At 34.3% G+C, this 18,869-nt stretch carries 16 protein-coding genes; 11 read left to right on the top strand and 5 right to left on the bottom strand.

The window, feature by feature from the left end:
* Nucleotides 1-9 precede the first annotated feature (9 nt).
* Entirely contained in the window at nt 10-1,392 is a 1,383-nt protein-coding gene (locus EGI24_RS16780; protein WP_255049695.1) for a DUF4403 family protein, read from the bottom strand.
* Between the two features lie 228 nt (nt 1,393-1,620).
* Here EGI24_RS16780 and EGI24_RS16775 point away from each other — a divergent pair, with 228 nt between their 5' ends.
* A complete protein-coding gene (locus EGI24_RS16775) occupies nt 1,621-2,898 on the top strand; it encodes an aminotransferase class I/II-fold pyridoxal phosphate-dependent enzyme (RefSeq protein ID WP_255049694.1) in 1,278 nt (425 codons plus the stop codon).
* Between the two features lie 6 nt (nt 2,899-2,904).
* Here EGI24_RS16775 and EGI24_RS16770 read toward each other — a convergent pair whose 3' ends face one another.
* From EGI24_RS16770 to rsmI, 3 genes are read right to left on the bottom strand one after another with little or no spacing between them, the layout of a single operon-like run.
* The gene (locus EGI24_RS16770) at nt 2,905-4,992 is read right to left on the bottom strand and encodes a VWA domain-containing protein (protein ID WP_255049693.1); all 2,088 of its coding nucleotides are present in this window, start codon (nt 4,990-4,992) and stop codon (nt 2,905-2,907) included.
* A gap of 41 nt (nt 4,993-5,033) precedes the next feature.
* Nucleotides 5,034-5,777, bottom strand: coding sequence for a 3-oxoacyl-[acyl-carrier-protein] reductase (gene fabG, locus EGI24_RS16765; RefSeq protein WP_255049692.1), 744 nt, complete (start codon nt 5,775-5,777; stop codon nt 5,034-5,036).
* Nucleotides 5,767-6,459 carry a 16S rRNA (cytidine(1402)-2'-O)-methyltransferase gene (gene rsmI / locus EGI24_RS16760; protein ID WP_255049690.1) on the bottom strand — a complete coding sequence of 231 codons (693 nt, stop codon included), beginning with the start codon at nt 6,457-6,459 and terminating at the stop codon, nt 5,767-5,769. The genes fabG and rsmI overlap by 11 nt, the downstream gene beginning before the upstream one ends.
* Before the next feature lie 662 nt (nt 6,460-7,121).
* On the opposite strand from rsmI, the gene EGI24_RS16755 reads away from it, so the two are divergent.
* The 5 genes from EGI24_RS16755 (at nt 7,122) to EGI24_RS16735 (ending at nt 12,073) form a co-directional block, all read left to right on the top strand.
* On the top strand, nt 7,122-8,336 hold the full coding sequence (locus EGI24_RS16755; RefSeq protein ID WP_255049689.1) for a phage integrase SAM-like domain-containing protein: 1,215 nt from the start codon (nt 7,122-7,124) through the stop codon (nt 8,334-8,336).
* A gap of 54 nt (nt 8,337-8,390) precedes the next feature.
* On the top strand, nt 8,391-9,293 hold the full coding sequence (locus EGI24_RS16750) for a hypothetical protein (protein ID WP_255049688.1): 903 nt from the start codon (nt 8,391-8,393) through the stop codon (nt 9,291-9,293).
* An 89-nt stretch (nt 9,294-9,382) separates the two neighbouring features.
* Nucleotides 9,383-9,586: a helix-turn-helix domain-containing protein gene (locus EGI24_RS16745; protein ID WP_255049687.1), complete on the top strand. Its 204-nt coding sequence runs from the start codon at nt 9,383-9,385 to the stop codon at nt 9,584-9,586.
* A gap of 96 nt (nt 9,587-9,682) precedes the next feature.
* Complete coding sequence (locus tag EGI24_RS16740; RefSeq protein ID WP_255049686.1) at nt 9,683-11,527, top strand: hypothetical protein; 1,845 nt, start codon at nt 9,683-9,685, stop codon at nt 11,525-11,527.
* Nucleotides 11,528-11,776: 249 nt separating this feature from the next.
* Complete coding sequence (locus EGI24_RS16735) at nt 11,777-12,073, top strand: hypothetical protein (protein ID WP_255049685.1); 297 nt, start codon at nt 11,777-11,779, stop codon at nt 12,071-12,073.
* Between the two features lie 142 nt (nt 12,074-12,215).
* Here EGI24_RS16735 and EGI24_RS16730 read toward each other — a convergent pair whose 3' ends face one another.
* Complete coding sequence (locus EGI24_RS16730) at nt 12,216-12,368, bottom strand: hypothetical protein (RefSeq protein ID WP_255049684.1); 153 nt, start codon at nt 12,366-12,368, stop codon at nt 12,216-12,218.
* Nucleotides 12,369-13,429: 1,061 nt separating this feature from the next.
* Between EGI24_RS16730 and EGI24_RS16725 the strand changes: the two genes are divergently transcribed.
* The 5 genes from EGI24_RS16725 to EGI24_RS16705 all read left to right on the top strand — a co-directional run bounded on the left by EGI24_RS16725 (nt 13,430) and on the right by EGI24_RS16705 (nt 18,534).
* Entirely contained in the window at nt 13,430-13,885 is a 456-nt protein-coding gene (locus EGI24_RS16725) for a hypothetical protein (RefSeq protein WP_255049683.1), read from the top strand.
* Between the two features lies 1 nt (nt 13,886).
* Nucleotides 13,887-14,900, top strand: coding sequence for a serine/threonine-protein kinase (locus tag EGI24_RS16720; protein WP_255049682.1), 1,014 nt, complete (start codon nt 13,887-13,889; stop codon nt 14,898-14,900).
* Nucleotides 14,901-15,185: 285 nt separating this feature from the next.
* Nucleotides 15,186-16,451 (top strand): DNA cytosine methyltransferase, encoded by a 1,266-nt coding sequence (locus EGI24_RS16715; protein WP_255049681.1) that lies wholly within the window; start codon nt 15,186-15,188, stop codon nt 16,449-16,451.
* Nucleotides 16,451-17,074: a hypothetical protein gene (locus EGI24_RS16710; protein WP_255049680.1), complete on the top strand. Its 624-nt coding sequence runs from the start codon at nt 16,451-16,453 to the stop codon at nt 17,072-17,074. Before EGI24_RS16715 ends, EGI24_RS16710 begins: the two co-directional genes overlap by 1 nt.
* Nucleotides 17,075-17,100: 26 nt before the next feature.
* On the top strand, nt 17,101-18,534 hold the full coding sequence (locus EGI24_RS16705; RefSeq protein WP_255049679.1) for a type I restriction endonuclease subunit R, EcoR124 family: 1,434 nt from the start codon (nt 17,101-17,103) through the stop codon (nt 18,532-18,534).
* Nucleotides 18,535-18,869 lie beyond the last annotated feature (335 nt).

The raw sequence follows: 18,869 nt of genomic DNA, 5'->3' as shown, positions 1-18,869 counted from the left end.
TTAAGACTTTTACATTCCTTTTACAACTAATTCTACCTTTGCTTTCGCAATTACTGTGGCTAGAATTCCATTTTCAGCCACTTTTACTTGATCGGGAACTACGGAAAATATCTCTCCTTTCATTTTTATTCCCTTAGAAATCTCTGAATTTATGGTTTGCAAAACTGATTGTTTGCCGAATTCAATTATATCCGTCACGGGAAGTCCAAATTCGCTTTCAATTTTCTTTTCTAATGTACCTTCCAAAAGCCAAGCTCCTGCTTTATGTAACACATTTTTGGTTTTTATGTCTAATTCTGTTTTGGTCAAAACCACCAATTTTTTCACTGGGTCATAAACTGGTATACCTTTCAAGAATATTTGCCCTTTGAAACTTCCTTTGGTTGTAGTGACCAATGACAGATATTCTCCATCAGGTTTTATTTCCAAATCTGTGACTTCGATTTTATATTTACCATTTTTGAAATCATAAACCTGTCCTAAAAACATATTCCTACTTATTTTAGTAGCTTCTTCAAATGAAATAACATTAAAAAGCTGAACTTCAAATACATCTGAAATAGAAGATACAGTCTTTAAATTAGGAATGGTAAGAATCTGTTTTGGTGTATAGATGGGCGTTCCAACCAAAGTTTCCACAAATATTTTTAGACCAAAAGTAGATTTCAAACTTTTACCCACAGCTTTTAAGGGAGTAAAGTAAACATCCAAGGGCTCTAATTTTACCCAAGTATTGTATTCTTCGGATGCCAAAAAAGGTTTCTGAGCCGTATTCCAGGCTTCAATAACATAAGGTTTCAAGGAGTAATTATCTTTTATCGTTTGGTCAATTTGCTTAGCAAAGGTGGCTAAATTATTGCTGATAAGTTTACCAATTACAGGACCAATCGGAATTTCTACATAGGAATATTTCAAAACTGGTTTTGTAATCCATTCATAACTAAGGCCATTGGTTATAGTTTGGATACTATAATCCGTTGTAATTCCAAATTTGGAGGAGAATTTTAGCTTAAGTTCAAACTCTGTAGCGGGAGCCTGAGATACACCTAAAACCGAAATTCTTTTCTGTGCCCAAACTTTCAATGGCACTTCATAGGTCAAGATATCATTTACCACACTTGTAAAAATCAAATTCCCTTTTCTCCAAACTTTTGCTTTAAGTTCGTCATTTTGATTATCGTCAAAGCTGTTATCTTCGTATATCAGGTTGGGCATTCCTGAATTGATTTTGCTCTGTAGATCTTCTATTGAAATGTCGATTGGAATGCTGATAATTGATGGTTTTTTCTCAAAAACAACAGGTTTCTCTGTAATGGACGACTGCGGAAGGTTTGTTTGAGAAAATACACTTTTAAAACACAGAAGCAGGCAAATACTTAATACTTTGTTCAATTGAATCTTATTATTTAATGCAAAAATACAAAACGTTTTAAATCACCATATAATTTAACTTACAAACTTTAATTTAATTGTTTAAAATTATAGTTCGCAAAAAAATACAATATTACACAAAGAAAGAAATAATAAAACATTCTAATTGACATACGTCAATTTGCCATAAAATACTTTTTTTTTGGTATAGTCATTGTCTTGATAGTCATTAAATGAAACTAATATTTAATGAAACTAATAACCAAAGAACTAGAACAAATAAATACCACATTTGAATACGGAAGAAGCTTAGGAATTGTAAGAGCTGTTGCCAAAAATGATGAATATGATGGCAGAAATTTAATCCTTGACGGAAAAGAAACTGTTTTTTTGGGAAATTGCAGCTACATGGGACTTGATCAAAACCAGGAAATAAAAGATGCCGCAAAAAATGCTATAGATAAGTTTGGTATGTATTTTTCATCTTCCAGGACTTTCGTTGGGCTTGAACTTTTCGAGCAGATGGAAGAAAAACTAGAAGAAATGTTCGAAAAACCAGTCAATGTAACTACTTCAACAACATTTGCTCATATTTCAAATTTACCGATTCTTATTGGTAAAAATGACGCCATCATTTTGGACAATTATGTACACAGCAGTATGCAAACTGCAGTAAATATGATGAGAAACAATGGAGAACATGTAGAGATACTTAGACACAGCAGACTGGATTTATTAGAAGATAGAATAAAAATCCTTAGTGCCAAATACAACAACATTTGGTATATGATAGATGGGATTTATTCGATGATGGGAGACGGAGCCCCTATGAAAGAACTTGAGTTTTTAATGAACAAATATGAACAGTTTTTTGTGTATGCAGATGACGCTCATGGCACAAGTTGGACTGGAAAAAAGGGTGTCGGTTACGTCTTAAACGAGATACCATTTCATGAAAAACTGTTTATTGGCATGTCCATGTCTAAGGGATTTGGCACTGGTGGTGGCTTAATGGTGTACCCCGATAAAGCATCAAAGGAACTCGTAAAAAATCTAGGTAAAACAATGATTTTTTCTGGCCCACCTCACCCTGCAGCTGCTGCGGCAGCCATTAAATCTGCAGAAATACACATGAGACCTGAATTCGCTGATTTACAGTTGGATTTAAAACGAAAAATTGAATATTTCTGGAAAAAAGCCAATCAATTAAGTCTACCCCTTAGCGGCAATTATGCTACTCCAATATTTTTTATTGGAGCAGGAAATACAGAAAATACTGCTTATACTGCAAAAGCTTTGTTAGATAGCGGTTTTTTTGTTTCTCCTTGCACTTTCCCAAGCGTACCTAAAAACAAAACAGGAATTAGAATAACCCTTTCCAGGTATATAACTTTAAAAGATATAGATAATCTACTCGAAATGGTAAACCACATCTATCTACAGCTTGAAAAAATGGGTAAAATGGACAGGGAGCAGGTAAAACGTAGGTTTACAGAGAAGTCTACCAAAGAATTGATTCTGTCTTAAGAAATATCAATAACCTCCGAAGTATTTTCTCAAAGCCCATTCGACAGCAGCAAAGGCTATTAATAATGCTAGAATCCAACGGAGGTTTATAAAATCCTTAAGTTCTTCATTGCTGACAACTTTATTGACCAATCCTTTGTTTTCTAAGCTTTTACGAAGTTCAATAATGTTTTTGTAATTGACAAAATCACCATTGTTTTCATTAGATAGGGTTTTTAGAATATTATGATCAGCTACAAGGTTTTCTAATTCTAGGTCAGATTGGGTAACCAAAAACTGACCAGAAGTGCCTTCTTTTTTTTCTAGAATAACAGCCTCTGCTGTAAAAGTATATAAGCCTGCGGGTAAATTAGATAGTTCAAATCTAGAAGATTCTTTGGTTATTTTAAAACTATATGATTTTTCTTGACCTTTTTCGCTTTTAATTTTCATGTTGATGCTCAGGTCGTAAATCCTTTCAAAAATATTGTTGTAAGCCTCAGCTTCAAAACCAATCTTTTGATCAATATTAAAAATCTCGAGTGTGGGGTAAACACGCAACTTGCTTTTATCCTCTTTAATAGAAAGCAATTGCAAAGTCTTAATTATCAGCTCGTCTATCTCATTCTGACGCTCATTCAACGAAAACTCCTCCAACCTCCATTGCCAGATTCCCTCTCCCAAAAATACAGCATTGTTTACATCACCACTCAAATTCAAAGCAAGAAGTGGTCTGCCAGTATTGATATTTCCAATTTTTTGATAAAGTAGGACCTCTGAACCTGGAAACGGCTTGTATTCGCCAAATGGAACAGAAACTGGCGGCAACTTTTCCAATAAATTCTCTGTGTTTGATGAAATATTGAATCTTTGAAACAAATTATTAATCTGCCCAGTCGTTTTGTCCAATCTGTTTATCTGAGAATTTATTCCAACCACATTCTGCATGCCATTAAAAGCCTGAATATTGGTTTTGCTTCCAACCACAAAAAAAGTCGGCTTTTTCTTAGCTAAAAGTGTACTTACTATTCCCGTTGAAGAACCATAAACATCAGGTACCTGGTGCAAAATCAAAATATCAAAAGGAACTTTGCCAATTTGACTTGGATCGGTTGATTGTATAATTTGAACTTGTAATTCAAATAGGTCATTTTTTTCGATGATGTTTTTAAATGCCTTGATGTCAGGATGCGGAGCAAATGCCAAGAAAAGTATTTTTTCTTTTCCGTTCACAACGTCCACTACAAAATCCTTAACGTTATTTTTGATCGAATACTCGCCTTCAACAACCTTAACATCCACAATGTATCTTTGCTTACCTACCTTATCAGCCGAAAGTTCAAAAGACAAACTTTGAAAATCTTCTTTTTTGGAAATACTAATTTGTTTTTGGGAAAGAATCTTACCTGTACCGTCTTTTATAGAAACCGAAGTAAGTTTCCCAGGCAATAAATAAGCAGATATATCTACATTTACAGTGAACTTATTGCCTAAATATGCCAATTTATTAGCTGCAATACCTGAAATCAAAAGGTCTTTTTTGACCGTGGTGTCTCCAAAACCGACGGTATGAATATTGAAGGGATACTTTTGGAACGTTGGAGAAACGCCGTCATTTATGATTCCATCAGAAACAATTATTACATCACTTAAATTCTGCCCTTCGAAATTGTTTTTCAAATCGCTTAGAACGCTTGAAAGATTTGACTTTTTAAAATCGAACTTCGTTGACTTTATGTCTTCAATCTTATCATCACCTAACGACTTCAACTCTAAATCGAAGCCTTTTTTAGTTAAGCTTTCTTTTAAAGCCAAAATCCCTTCAAACATAACATCAATGGCTTTTTTACCTCCATTGGTCATTGACCTAGAATTATCCAAAACAAGAACAACTTTAGGCTTGATTACATTATTTGAAATGGTTTTGATAAGTGGATTTAGCAAAAGATAAGCGACCAAAAAGGTCAAAACTCCTCTCAAAACAGATAAAATCAGCTTTTGATTTTTATTAAAACCTTTTATTCTAAAGTAAGTAAAAAGAGCGAACAACAAACCCAAACTTAGGCATAAAAAAACATACCATAATGGAGTTTGTGATACAATTTCGGGTTTCATTATTTAGCTCTTTTCTATTATTTGAGGATTTTGAGTCAAAATTACATTAACATACCACCATCTACCACCAATACTTGTCCAGTAATGTATGAAGAAGCATCAGACCCTAGAAATAGGCAAGCATTTGCGATATCTTTTGCTTGTCCAGCTCTTTTAAGTGGAATAGATTTCGTCCATTCTTTTAATTGTTCTTCATTCAACTCACCCGTCATTTCTGTTTCTATAAAACCTGGAGCCACGGCATTGCTTCTTATGTTACGCGAGCCTAATTCTTTTGCAACAGATTTAGTAAAACCTAAAATACCAGCCTTTGAGGCCGAATAATTTGCCTGACCGGCGTTGCCCATTAGTCCTACTACTGAAGTAATATTTATTATAGAACCGGCTTTTGCTCTCATCATCGGCTTGGTGGCCGCTTTGGTAAGATTAAAAACAGATTTCAAATTTATTCTTAACACATCGTCCCATTGCTCTTCTGACATACGCATTAGTAAAGTATCGCGGGTTACCCCTGCATTATTTATCAAAATATCTAAATTGCCAAAATCAGCCACTACATCGGTCACCAATTGCTCAGCCGAGGCATAATCTGAAGCATCTGAACGGTATCCTTTAATTTTTGTTCCATACTGGGCCAATTCTACCTCTAAGGCTTGACCTTTCTCCACAGATGACAAATAAGTAAAAGCCACATTGGCTCCATTTTTTGCAAATTCTTCAGCGATAGATTTACCAATACCTCTCGAAGCTCCAGTTATTAAAACGGTTTTGTTTTCAACTTTCATGTTTAGTTTTTTTTGAATTATTACCTTCAACAATCATTACAATCTCGCCCTTTACGGTTCGAGTTGCAAAAATAGCAAGAATTTCTGATAAAGTACCTCTGACGGTTTCCTCATGCAGTTTAGAAATTTCTCTGCTGACAGAAGCTGTTCGTTCTCCTCCGAAATACTCAATAAAGTTTTCGAGTGTTTTAACTAACCTGTGGGGAGATTCATAAAAAATCATCGTCCTTTTTTCATCTTTCAGTTCAGTCAATTTCGTCTGTCTTCCTTTTTTTACTGGTAAAAATCCTTCAAAAGCAAAACTATCAGTAGGGAACCCAGATACAACCAGGGCAGGAATTAAGGCTGTGGCTCCTGGCAAACAAATAACCTCTATCTCGTTTTGAACGCAGGCCCTCACCAAAAGAAAGCCAGGGTCAGAAATGCCTGGTGTTCCAGCATCGGAGATCAAAGCAATTCTTTTTCCTGATTTTAAAATATCTATTATTTTCTGAACAGTTTTATGTTCGTTAAAAATATGATAACTCTGAAGAGGCTTAGATATTTCAAAATGTTTGAGCAAAACACCTGATGTACGGGTGTCTTCAGCAAGAATTATATCAGCATTTTTCAGCTCATCTAATGCTCTGAGTGTGATATCCTTCAAATTACCGATGGGTGTTGGCACTAAAACAAGAGACATAATTCCTAAAATGGCTTGTGTTTAAAAAAAAATGGCAAAAAAGTATTAGTTAATTTCTTAATTAGCTAAAAATTAGATAATTATGTATATAACCATTAAAATATAATACGATGATTTTCTTATTAATTACCTTAGTTCTTGTACTAATTGTTACAATTTACACAAAATTGAAACAAAAAAGGTCTAATAGTTTTCCAAAAGAGTATTTAATAACTCTAAAAAACAAGCCTAAATCTGCAAATTATTGATTTACAAATAGTTATACACATTACGTTTTTCAAAATTTCTTTTGACCACAAATGTTGGTGTATATTAACTCAAAAAGTATCACAACGCGTCGAAAATATCCTAAAACACTACAATTGCTGATTATTAGATATTTACATTTAATAAACATTTCAACATTCTAATAATCAATATTTTACATAATTATCAAAAAAAAAGACATAAAAAAACCCAGCCTATGGCTGGGTTTTTTTGCAGAGAGAGAGGGACTCAACTACCACAACCCAGTCCAATCGTATCCAACTTCAATCAACTTATTTTCAAACGTTTAACAATTCATTAACTCTATCTAGATTGTTATGAATTGGATAATATTGCAAATTTACGGACTAGATACGGGCTAACCTATCTGATAACCCCAATATTATTTTCAAAACATGGCAAGTATATCTTTTTTACTCCAATCTACCAAAAAACCTGCCTCAATTTATGTTAGAGTTCGAGATTCTAACTTCGATGCCAAAGCAAAAACAGACTTGTTGATAGACCCAGATAATTGGAGTAGTGCCAAGAAGCAACCCAAAAATATTAAAGATGCTGAGGGGAAAAAAATCAAGTCAGATCTAGATGAAATCTACTCGATTATCCTAAAAGGCTTAAATACTAAGGATGCTTTCACTACAATAGATTCTACTTGGATTTATGAAACTCTTAATCCCAAAAACAACAAGGAAGAGTATAAAACAATACTTGAATATTTTGACATTTACCTTGATTTTAAAAAATCAAAAAAGGCAAAATCGTCAATGATTTCGAAAATTAATGTTGTCAAAAAACTGGTTGCCGATTTTGAAAAGCAAAGAAAGAGGACAATACTTCTTATTGATTTCGATTTAAAAATGACCGAAGAGTTTGTTGACTACATGACTTCAAACAATTATCGACAAAGCTATATTTTCAGAGTTGTAAAATTCATAAAAACTGTTTGTAGGCATGCTAGAGATTCTGGATTGAGAACTCATCCTAACTTGGATTCAATAAAAACCGAGGATAGCGACACTTGCAAGATTTACTTATCGTTGGATGAAATTGAAAAAATCAAGTCGGTAAATTTAACAACAGATGGATTGACGAATGCTCGAGATTGGCTGGTAATAAGTTGTTTTTTAGGCCAAAGAGTTTCTGATCTTATGAGATGTTCAAAGGATAAAATAGTTAAGACTGGAAACCACTTTTCTGTCGACCTAACTCAAAAGAAAACAGAAAAAGCTATATATGCAGCCATAACTCCAGAGGTAGAACATGAATTAAAAAAAAGAGGCGGAGAGTTTCCGAGACCAATTTCTGCACAGCGATATAATGAGCATATAAAAGATATTTGCAAAATCGCTGGCTTAAATGAAAAAATTGAAGGTATTCTTTATGACAAAGAAACTAATAGGGATATAGATGGTGTGTATGAAAAATGGCAGCTTATATCGTCACATGTTGGTAGAAGGTCTTTTGCCACAAATTACTATGGTAGGTACCCTACCGCCTTTTTAATGTCTCAGACTGGCCATACCACAGAAAGAGCATTTCTAGAATACATAGGAAAAGGGCGTATAGACTTTATTTCGCAGTTTTTGGATATGTTGTATTCAAATAAGTGAAGTATAGATAAATGGATAATAAACTTTAATAAACAAAATTAATAAGCTTGTTACATGGACGATAAAATTTGGTGGGAAGGAGAAAATGAGATTATTTCGAAAACCAAAGAAATAAATGAGGTATTTGAAGAAATCGAATTTTTATTTAGTGAAATAGAGTTTTACTTCAATAAAGACGAAGGTAAAGGATTTTACAAGCTAATTGAAAGCTTCGATGCAATCAAATTAAATAATTGGTTAGTTGTGATACAAAAAAATATTTACGTTAAATCCAACAGAGATGAATTTAACAAGATTTTGGATAATTGTTGGGAGATATTAAAGAAAATCAAGGAATTTGATATTGAAATAAGAAAAGAATTGCTTGGGATAATGGTTAAAACACTTTCATTTACTGATATTGAGGTTGAAGGGAAAGATGAAGTCATTAGAGATTGGCCAAATGAATTCCGATGTTATGTCCAACACTTTCAAAAAATATTTGATGTTGAATTACTAAAAAAGTACTTTGATTCTAAAGACCTAAAAAAGTTTGAAGCTGAGTTTCATCCATATACTGATCTCTATTTTCATTTTACAATAATATTAGAGGATTTCATAAATGTTATAAAATGTATTTCAAACTTAGTTACTAATTATTTTTCAAGCGATGGGTCACTTTTATTAACTGTTCAGCAAATAAACCCATATCCTTTAATTTTTAAGGACTATCCAGCTTTTGTTTTTTTTGAGAGTCTTTTTAGTTCTTCAATGTTTTTAAAAGAATGTGGTGATATAAGTTTTGTATACAGAAAAATGAAAGAAGAAGGACTAATCGTTTCACCGAAAAGTTCTAGTTTTCTAGATTGGGTAAATTTTCATTTTGGACTTAAAATTAGTATATTAAAATACATAAAAAACATAAAGACTGCCGGAAGAAATAGTATATATAAAAATGCCTATGATTCATTCTATTGATGAAAATCGTTTTTTTTTCTAAACGAAATCAGTTTTTTTTTATGTAATAAAGCAGCCTTTCATTTGTAAAAAATTAAAACCAATTACAAATGAACTCATCAAATTCTCTTCAATCTTCTGGCAACAACCCTACCGAGCTACTTACTCGTAAACAGGCAGCAGAATTTCTTCACATCAATTTGTCAACCTTATGGGATTGGACAAAAGATAAAAAAATTCCAGCATATGGAATTAGAACAAGAGTTTACTACAAAAAATCAGAGCTTCTTGACGCTTTAAGGCCATTGAATTAACCACATTCAATGGTTTTTTTAAGCCATCCTTATAGTTCGTTTATCTTAACGTCGATTCTACTTTTTTTTCACTTACATTTTTAAAAAACACTCCAAATGAGTTTTGACATATTCGGAAACCCTCTCTATGAGCCTAAAAAGCCTATTTTGAGCCGCAAACAAGAGCTACAAGCTCGTGCCGATAAAATTCAGGCTGCCAAAGATGCCAACGCGGCCAAGAAGAACGCCATCATGAATGGAATGGCCGAACGCACCACTACGCAGATAGCCACCATAGAGACAACAGCATCGTTTCGTAACCGTGGCGTAGTGATGGTTGATATTTACCGTAGAGAACAATCAGCTCCGCTAAACCCAAATGCAGCAAAAAACCTTAACAATCTTAACGGCAACGATTCGGCATACAACGGTTACCTATCACCAGCTACTAGGAGGAATGTGGAACGTATGATCTCGGTTTGGCTTACAAGCGTAGAGCTAAACAACGAACTCAAGAAAGGTAAAAAAGAAGTAAATATAGAGAAAGTATTCCCAACGTTTGTTACGCTTACTTTGCCAGCGGCCCAGGTTCATTCTGACAACATGATCAAAGAAATGTTACTATCGCCATTTATTACATGGCTTACCTCCGATTCGAATGAAGTATATAAAAAAGGTCGCAAAAAGGGACAAAAAAAGGGGTTTGGTGTATCAATATATTTTTGGAGAGCCGAACCCCAAAAAAACACAAACCTACACTTTCACATCATTGCTGATAAATATGTTCCATGGGAAGCTATTCGTGAAAAGTGGAATCACTTCTGCGATCGACTAGGTTATGTGAGTCGTTACGCATTGGTTCAAAAACAGAAATTTAAAGATGGCTTTGTAGTAGATCAAAACAAAGTTGCAGAAGATATGAAGCTGCTAAAGTCTATTTCAGAAACAGCCCTAGCCACTGGCGAAATCCCCAAAGACCTTAATGAAACATTTGCAAAGTACTTAAAAATAGCTCTCAAACTCAAAGAGCCATTAGACGATGCCATTTTAGCACAAGGAGCTCACGAAAAGCAAGAGGCCACATACAAGAAAGCCAAAGCATGTGGTTTTACTAATCCACCATCTACCGAAATCAGGGCTATTCAGCATTTGGACAGCGTAACGGCATATGTTATAGGATATGTTGCAAAAAAACCAACACAAAAGCCACTAAAACCCAATCAAGAAGTAAAGTTCAACGAAACCCTAAACCGAGAGTGTGTCTATACCTTCGAAACCAAACTTAATCCACTAACTGGAGAAACCGAAAAAGTAGAAGTAGATATGCAATACTACACCCCTACAGCTGAAGAAATGAAAAATAACCCCGATGCTTGCTACAAAATGGAATTTGAAGAACGCAAGATAAATGGCCGTATTTGGGGCTGTTCTGATAAGCTACGTGGGTTTAAACCAGCCGATGATGTAATAACCGAAACTGACGAAATAGGCCGAACCTACATAACTGGCAGAATTATCAAAGAAACCGATGCAGAAGGCCAAGAGCATACCACTGTAGTATCAACCGAGAAAATAGCTGTTCCAGTAATGAAATACTTCACCAAAGTGGTCAGTTACCGAGAAGTAATCATAACAGAGCAAGAAGGCAAGACAAACATATTTGTATCCAACGCCATGGACGAAGACCACGTGGCAGTGAAATATCTAGACACATTAATCAACTATGTTGGAAAAGAAGAAGTGGACCGTATCAGCAAAGACGTTGGAGCCAGTTTTGAAAAAATGCACGGTAAAATAATACCATTCAGACCTGAAAAAATGGGCTACCCCAAGAAACCAAACGGTAAACCAGCCGTGGTCAAGCATGCAAAGGTACTGCAGGATAACAGTCCTGAGCTACATCGCCAGTACATGTTGTATTTCACTCATATTTTCAATTGTTTATATAATCAAGCAGCATAAATGGAAAACCAAAAATTATTAGGAGGTATTTGGGTAGTTGAGAACAACGGCCATATGAAATATTTCGTTGATGGAAATATTTACTTCGATATTGAACCCTCACTATTACCAAATCCTAACAGGTATCAAGAATTTGCAAGTATGGGAACAATAGATATGAAGGAATATCTATATAGTTTCTTCATAGCTTGTACTAGAAGTGGCTTAAGAACAATGACTTTCAATTTATAATAATTGATCACAAAACAAATGCTTAACAAAAACGAGAAACTCAGTATTAGGCTTTCTAGTGACCTAAAAGAGAAAATCCTAAACCACTCCATGGAGAAAGAGATTTCTATTTCTAAGTTTCTAGAACAAGTTTTAGAGGGCTATTTTGCTCCACTAGTTATCGAAAAGGAAAAAGAGATAGTTGTCAAAGATGAAGTGTCAACTCCACAAGAAGATTCTTCAAAACCTAACCCTTGGGCTTGGGTACTTTCGTTGGGTATCATCTCTTTTTTTACAATTTTATTAGTTAAATTCTCAAAGAAAAAGGAGTATTGAAACCATCAAAACTCCTTTTTCTTTTTTTTTCAGGTCTACGTAAAAAAAATGTCCGACAATTTGTGATACTGCCACTTTTCGTTGTTTACAAAAATGTTTACAGTTTCAAAATACTACTTGTTTACACTGTAAACACCTAAAATTAAGCACCTGTATACAGTATGTTTACACCACTGTATACACTAGTGTTTACGCCATTCCAATGCCATCTGAGGGTGTTTACACTTGTTTTCTCAAAAAAGGTAGTAAAGGTGTAAACACCTCCATTGAATGTTGGGTGTCTTACAAACCCCAAAAAGAAGCTTTACTTGTCAAAATATCTGCGTGCCGGACAAAGTTTAGACAAAATTTTCAGGCATTTCTGCAAAAACTAACCTTTGGCTAGTAGGGTCGGTTTCAACTCGCTCAATATTTTCTTATATTTACCCAAAGCCTTACAAAATCATTATTTTTTTAGAAAGAACCCATATCAGTTTACAAAAAAACAACTTGAATAACAACTTTGGAATATCGCCAATAGGCTCGGTGGCTTTATGGTAGCAAATGAGTTCCATGACCCCATTATGGCTTCATATTCTACAATTACTAGTCGGAAAAAATGGACCTTAACGCCAAAAAATCCTTTCGGAGTCGGATGAAGCAATAAAATATCATTTAATAAACGAAAATACACTGGATGGTCAAGAGTTTCTTCATGCCATTAAGTAGGAAACTTTACAGGCTTTTGGCTATTTGCTTAAACCGAGGGAGCTTTTTAGCCAAATAGCTGCGTGAGATAGCCAAAATGAAGATGTAAGAGAAACAGATACAAACAATTCTTCTGAAAACACCTCAGAAAGCTTTGTTTTGGGTGATTTATATATGATTCTTAGGTATATTTAACAAAGCACTTATTGATATATCATAAATCGAAAACATAGATTTAATTAGGCTTCAGGAGGTTATTAGGGAGTATTTGTTGTCACTGAAATTACCATTAGAAAACGAAATGAGGCAATTGTTATCCGTAATGCTTAGCCTAAAAAACCGCCCCCCCCCTTTTCACGCATCGGAGACAATATTTTAAGATTTATAGGAATTTACTGAAGGGGGTGTAAGTGTAACGTGATTTTTTGTAGTATTCTCAGTGGATAATCAAAAATACAAATTGACTATTCTTACATCTCAAACATTGATAATATTACAAATTAGTTATATTTGAAAAAAATAAGTATTTACGCAAAAATGCATAAGTTTCTTGAAAAAGTAAAATACAATCCAAAAACTACTGCAAATATTGCGTCTATTATGAGTTGTCGGTCAGTGAACAGACGAAAATGCTGACTTTAAACACCTTGACAAACAATAAAAGGAAATATGAAAATAATTGGTTTCAACTTTAGTAAAAACGACTTTAGATTTTGTGTCCTTGACGGGACAACAAATCCACCGACAATCATTGAGAAGAACAAAATTGTTTATCCAAATAATATGGACACAGCTGACTTAATGGAATGGTTTGAAACTCAACTTTCATTAATTATCGACAAGCATCAACCAAACCAAATCTCTCATAAAATCTCGTTGAACTTGACGACATTAGATCAAATAAAAACATCTTGCTATCCACAAGCAATTTTGAATTTACTTGCAAAAAAGAAAAATATTTCGATAAACAATTACTCTGCGTTGGCAATAAATGCGACTAAATTTGGACAACCTAATAAGACTGACGTATTTGCATACATTGACCCAATCATTGGAACTCATCCACCATATTGGGACAAACCAACAAAAGAAGCCGTATTAGTTGCTTGGTTCAATCTATTATAAAATGACAGGAACAACTATCGATAAATTTCAAATTATTGACCACTTGGGCAATGGTTTTTTTGGACACGTTTTTTTGTGTTACGACCCTTTTCTGCAAAAAGAAATTGCTGTTAAAGTAATAAAAGTTCCTGACCCAGAAAAATTTGTAAATGCAGTTAAGGAAGGTCAAACTCTGGACTTATGCCGCCACAAGCATATTGTTGATGTAAAAGATGTTAGGGCAACTCTTTACGACGCTGAACCTGTTGTTATCATTGTTATGGAGTATTTATCTAAAGGTTCAATTCAGAAGCATATAGAAAAGCGATTTATCTCGGTTAAGGAAGCTTGTAAAATTATACAGCAAAGTTTATTAGGGCTTGAACAAGCCCACAACAACAACGTTTTACACCGAGATGTTAAACCAGGAAATATTATGTTTGGTGACAATGGAGAAGCCAAACTTTCTGATTTTGGTTTAGCTATAAATTATCATTCAGATCCAAGCGATGTTTTAGGTTATAGACCTCATCAACCTTTGGAAGTAATTGAAGGAAATCCAATGGATAAATTAAGTGATATTTATGCAACTGGTATCACCTTTTACAGGTTACTAAACAATACTAATAAACTTCCATTTACATTCAAAACAAAAGACGAATGGTTGAAAGCTGTTAAAAAAGAATTATTTCCACCCCGACAATTTTTAATTCATATCCCAGAAAAAGTTTTAAAAATTCTAAGCAAATCAATTCACAAAGCGAAATCGACACGTTTTCAAACTTGCACAGAATTCAGGCAAGCATTGGAAAAATTAAACTTCAATATTGATTGGGTTTACCTTGATGATGATAATTGGACCGGGCACAATAACGGAGATAATTTTACTCTAAACAAATACAAGAAAAGGACAGGTTGGTTTATTGACTTCAAGAAAAACGGAATTCGCAAAAATGATCATTGTTTTGCTAATCTACCTGACGACAAAGTTGAAGAAGAATTTTTCAAAATAATTAAGGACACTAACCTATTCTAAACCTGACTGGAAGAAACGAAAGTAAAGAACACCGAACCGATATCAGCCATTTTGAAAAAGCGAGGGTTTCGAGCGTCTATAACATTGAAATGATAAATCCAAGATTAGTGTATTTAATGAAGTTTATTGATCAAAACCCCTGCCTTTGCAAAACGGCAAATGGTTGTGCGACAGCCTGACCAAATTGCCTGCAAACATTGAACTGAGGACAAAATCAAAGTCAAACGAAAATCATTTCTAATAATTTTTGTATTTTAGCATCTTAAAATAATTTGAAAAATTATCATGAAATTAAAAGAGAAAATATCGCTTGAAAAAGTATTTGAAAAAGAATACAAAGCAAGACTTGTTGAACTTGAAACCAATAAGGAAGCGGTTATTACTCACTTTTTACATAATAGCAAAAATGGAGTTTCTCAATTTTTCAAAAAAGATGCTGTCAAATACACGAAAGAAATTTTGCAATACCAATACCCAAAAGAAGAAATTTCAAATATTGTAGCTGAAGAAGCTTTACAAAATGGGATTTTTGACACTTTTGATATACCATTCCCACCAGTTGAAAATCCTAAATTTAAGTTTATTGACCTTTTTGCTGGAATTGGCGGGTTTCGTTTAGCAATGCAAAATATTGGCGGAAAATGCGTTTTTACAAGCGAATGGGACAAAGAAGCAAAACGAACTTACAAAGCAAATTTTGGAGAAAGACCTTTTGGTGACATTACCAAAGAAGAAACAAAAGCCTTTATTCCAGATGGTTTTGATTTGCTTTGTGCAGGCTTTCCATGTCAAGCGTTTTCAATTGCTGGAAAACGTGGCGGTTTTGAAGATACAAGAGGAACGTTATTTTTTGATGTTGCTGAAATCATAAAAAGAAGACAACCTAAGGCAATTTTTCTTGAAAATGTAAAAGGTTTACGAAACCACAATAGCGGAAAAACATTGGCGACAATTTTAAACGTGTTAAGAAACGATTTAGGGTATTTTGTTCCTGAACCTCAAATTATTAATGCGAAAGATTTTGGAGTTCCTCAAAACAGGGAACGAATTTACATTGTTGGTTTTCACCCAAGTACAAATGTTGCGGAATTTAATTATCCAAAACCTTTGGACAAAAAAATGACCTTTGCACATATTAAAGAAAAGGAAGTTCCAGAAACAAAATATTTTCTTTCCACTCAATATGTTCAAACCTTGGTAAATCACAAGGCTCGACACGAAGGAAAAGGAAACGGTTTTGGATTTGCTATAATTCCCGATGACGGAATTAGCAACGCAATTGTTGTGGGCGGAATGGGAAGAGAAAGAAATTTAGTTTTAGACCTCAGAATTACAGATTTCACACCAACAACTCATATCAAAGGAACTGTAAATCGTGAAGGAATTCGTAAAATGACACCAAGGGAATGGGCAAGATTACAAGGTTTTCCAGACGATTTTTTGATTCCAGTTGCTGATGCATCTGCATATAAACAATTCGGAAACTCCGTTGCCGTACCTGCTATTCAAGCAACTGCAAAGGAAATTTTAAAATTAATCAATATACTATAGTGGGGAAATTAAACGATTTAAGTATTACAATAGGGCGAGATAACAAAGCCGAAATTGTTTTCGATAGTTTGTTCCCAAACTTTTTAGAATTAGAATACGAAAAACCAAACGAATATATTCAGAAATATTGGAACGCATTTTTGATGCACCCTGAAAGAAACAACAATCTGAATGGAAAAGTATTTGAATATATTTTAGCAACTCTTTGTGTCAGAGAAGGCATTTTGCCGATTTATATGAGTTCAAAAGTTGCATTTGTTCCAAACGTAATTTATGACTTAATGTTTTACACAACTGAACGAGGTCCAATTTGTTGGAGTGTAAAAACAAGTTTAAGAGAAAGATATAAACAAGCAGATTTAGAAGCAATTGCACTAAAATATGTTCATAGGAAAGCCTTGAGCTATTTGATAACACTTGAAGAAAATGAAGCAAGAAGTGTGAAAGCAAAAATTAAAATGGGAGATGTAATTGGACTTGACGATGTGATTGTTGCGACATCAGAAGACTTTAATCAACTAATTTTTGAATTAAAAGAGTTTGAATTTTCTGAACCACCCACTGTGAAAGTTATTGAAAGTAATCAAATTATAACCGAAGAAAAGGTAAACAGAATAAAATAGAAAAATGGAGATCACACAATACGTGCTTGGCAAAAGCGGACTGCATCATAGCCCATCATGTCCAAAAGACGCATTCTAGAGCTTATGCAGAAATGTTTTGTGTGAGTTCGGTGGATATTCTTACACAGTATTATGACATTTTTGCCAAAAAGAAGTTAGAAGGTAAGCACGATCTGAGAATTGCAACGGTTTTCAGCTATGTGGCCAACGAATATGTAAAAGACAACAATGGCAACATTGAACTGGATGAGCTAAATAACTTTGATTTCAATAGAGTGGCCGAACCAGAAGAAAAGTACCAAAAGCTGAGTATGCACAGTCGTGACAAGCTAGAAAAGTACATTGGCGACTACAACAAAATGTTTGGCACAAAGCACTCCACCAAAGACAGTCAAGCTTTTTACAACTATTACAACGAGATATCGAAGCGAGTAAAAAACAAAGAAATTGACATTTTGTTGGTAGTAAACATGTTTTTGACTGGATTTGACAGCAAAACACTGAATATGCTATTTGTTGACAAGAATCTCAAATACCACGGCCTCATTCAGGCTTTCTCACGCACCAACAGGATATTGGACGACAAGAAGTCGCATGGAAATATTGTGTGCTTCAGAAACCTTAAAAACGCCACAGATGACGCCATTGCTTTGTTTTCAAACAAAAATGCAAAGGAAGACATCATATTGAAACCTTATGGAGAATATATCAATCGCTTCAATCAGGTATATGCCGAATTACTAAAAATCACCCCAACGGTTGAAAGTGTGAACGATTTGGCATCAGAAGATGATATTTTGGAGTTTGTACAGAAATTCAGAGAGCTGATTCGGATAAAAAACACACTAAGCACCTTTGCAGACTACGAAGAGCTAGACCTATTGATGCCAAGTCAAGATTTTGAAGACTACAAAAGCAAATACTTGGACATACACGACAAAGCCAAAACATCAGCTAAAGAAAAAGTATCGATCCTCAACGATGTGGATTTTGAGCTGGAGCTAATACACCGAGACGAAGTAAATGTGGCCTATATCTTAATGCTTTTGGCCAAACTTAACATAGGCACAAAAGAAGACCTTGAAAAGAAGAAAAAGGAAATAAAGGAGCTATTAGAAGGCCAAATCCAGCTGAGAAGCAAAAAAATACTGATAGAGGAATTTATCAACGAAAACCTGCCAAACATAACAGAGGCAGACCAAGTAGAAGGCCAATTTGAGGAGTTCTGGAGCCTCGAAAGGGCTAACGCACTAATTTCATTAGCAAAAGCCGAAAACCTCGATTTAACGAAGCTTCAGGAGGTTATTGCACAATATTTGTTCTCTCAGAAGTTACCATTAGTAAACGAAATCAGGCCAATGCTAACGATAATGCCCGGCCTAAGAGACCGAAACTCCACCTTCTCAAGAATCAAAGATAAGATATTGGAGTTTATCGAGACTTTTATCGAGGGGGTGTAAAAAATTGATGGTGCTACCTTTGATAAATCAAAAATTGAGATCGACTATTCGTATATGTAAAGCGTTGATAATCTGACAAATTAATTATATTTGAAGAAAATATGTATTTACGCAATAATGCATAAGTTTATTGAAAAAGAACAATATGATTCAAAAACTACTATAGATATTCTAGTTAGTAATTAGTTATCTACAACTGGATATTCCAGTGAAAGTGAGCCAGCCATTCCTGTTCAAAGTTAGCCACTTGAGATGGGCAATTTACATTTCCATAAATACATAGTTGAAGGCCAATTTGAGGGCTTGTGGCCATCGAATGAACAAAAACAATAGTT

Origin of the sequence: Lacihabitans sp. CS3-21 (assembly GCF_024343675.1) — a bacterium.
Taxonomy (GTDB): Bacteria; Bacteroidota; Bacteroidia; order Cytophagales; family Spirosomataceae; genus Leadbetterella.
This window is presented reverse-complemented; position numbering and strand designations above follow the sequence as displayed.

What these genes read in the sequence shown, in the direction of transcription:
- EGI24_RS16775 (WP_255049694.1), top strand. Translation starts at nt 1,621, where the DNA reads ATGAAACTAATAACCAAAGAACTAGAACAAATAAATACCACATTTGAA.
- EGI24_RS16770 (WP_255049693.1), bottom strand. Translation starts at nt 4,992, where the DNA reads ATGAAACCCGAAATTGTATCACAAACTCCATTATGGTATGTTTTTTTA.
- fabG (WP_255049692.1), bottom strand. Translation starts at nt 5,777, where the DNA reads ATGAAAGTTGAAAACAAAACCGTTTTAATAACTGGAGCTTCGAGAGGT.
- rsmI (WP_255049690.1), bottom strand. Translation starts at nt 6,459, where the DNA reads ATGTCTCTTGTTTTAGTGCCAACACCCATCGGTAATTTGAAGGATATC.
- EGI24_RS16755 (WP_255049689.1), top strand. Translation starts at nt 7,122, where the DNA reads ATGGCAAGTATATCTTTTTTACTCCAATCTACCAAAAAACCTGCCTCA.
- EGI24_RS16750 (WP_255049688.1), top strand. Translation starts at nt 8,391, where the DNA reads ATGGACGATAAAATTTGGTGGGAAGGAGAAAATGAGATTATTTCGAAA.
- EGI24_RS16745 (WP_255049687.1), top strand. Translation starts at nt 9,383, where the DNA reads ATGAACTCATCAAATTCTCTTCAATCTTCTGGCAACAACCCTACCGAG.
- EGI24_RS16740 (WP_255049686.1), top strand. Translation starts at nt 9,683, where the DNA reads ATGAGTTTTGACATATTCGGAAACCCTCTCTATGAGCCTAAAAAGCCT.
- EGI24_RS16735 (WP_255049685.1), top strand. Translation starts at nt 11,777, where the DNA reads ATGCTTAACAAAAACGAGAAACTCAGTATTAGGCTTTCTAGTGACCTA.
- EGI24_RS16725 (WP_255049683.1), top strand. Translation starts at nt 13,430, where the DNA reads ATGAAAATAATTGGTTTCAACTTTAGTAAAAACGACTTTAGATTTTGT.
- EGI24_RS16720 (WP_255049682.1), top strand. Translation starts at nt 13,887, where the DNA reads ATGACAGGAACAACTATCGATAAATTTCAAATTATTGACCACTTGGGC.
- EGI24_RS16715 (WP_255049681.1), top strand. Translation starts at nt 15,186, where the DNA reads ATGAAATTAAAAGAGAAAATATCGCTTGAAAAAGTATTTGAAAAAGAA.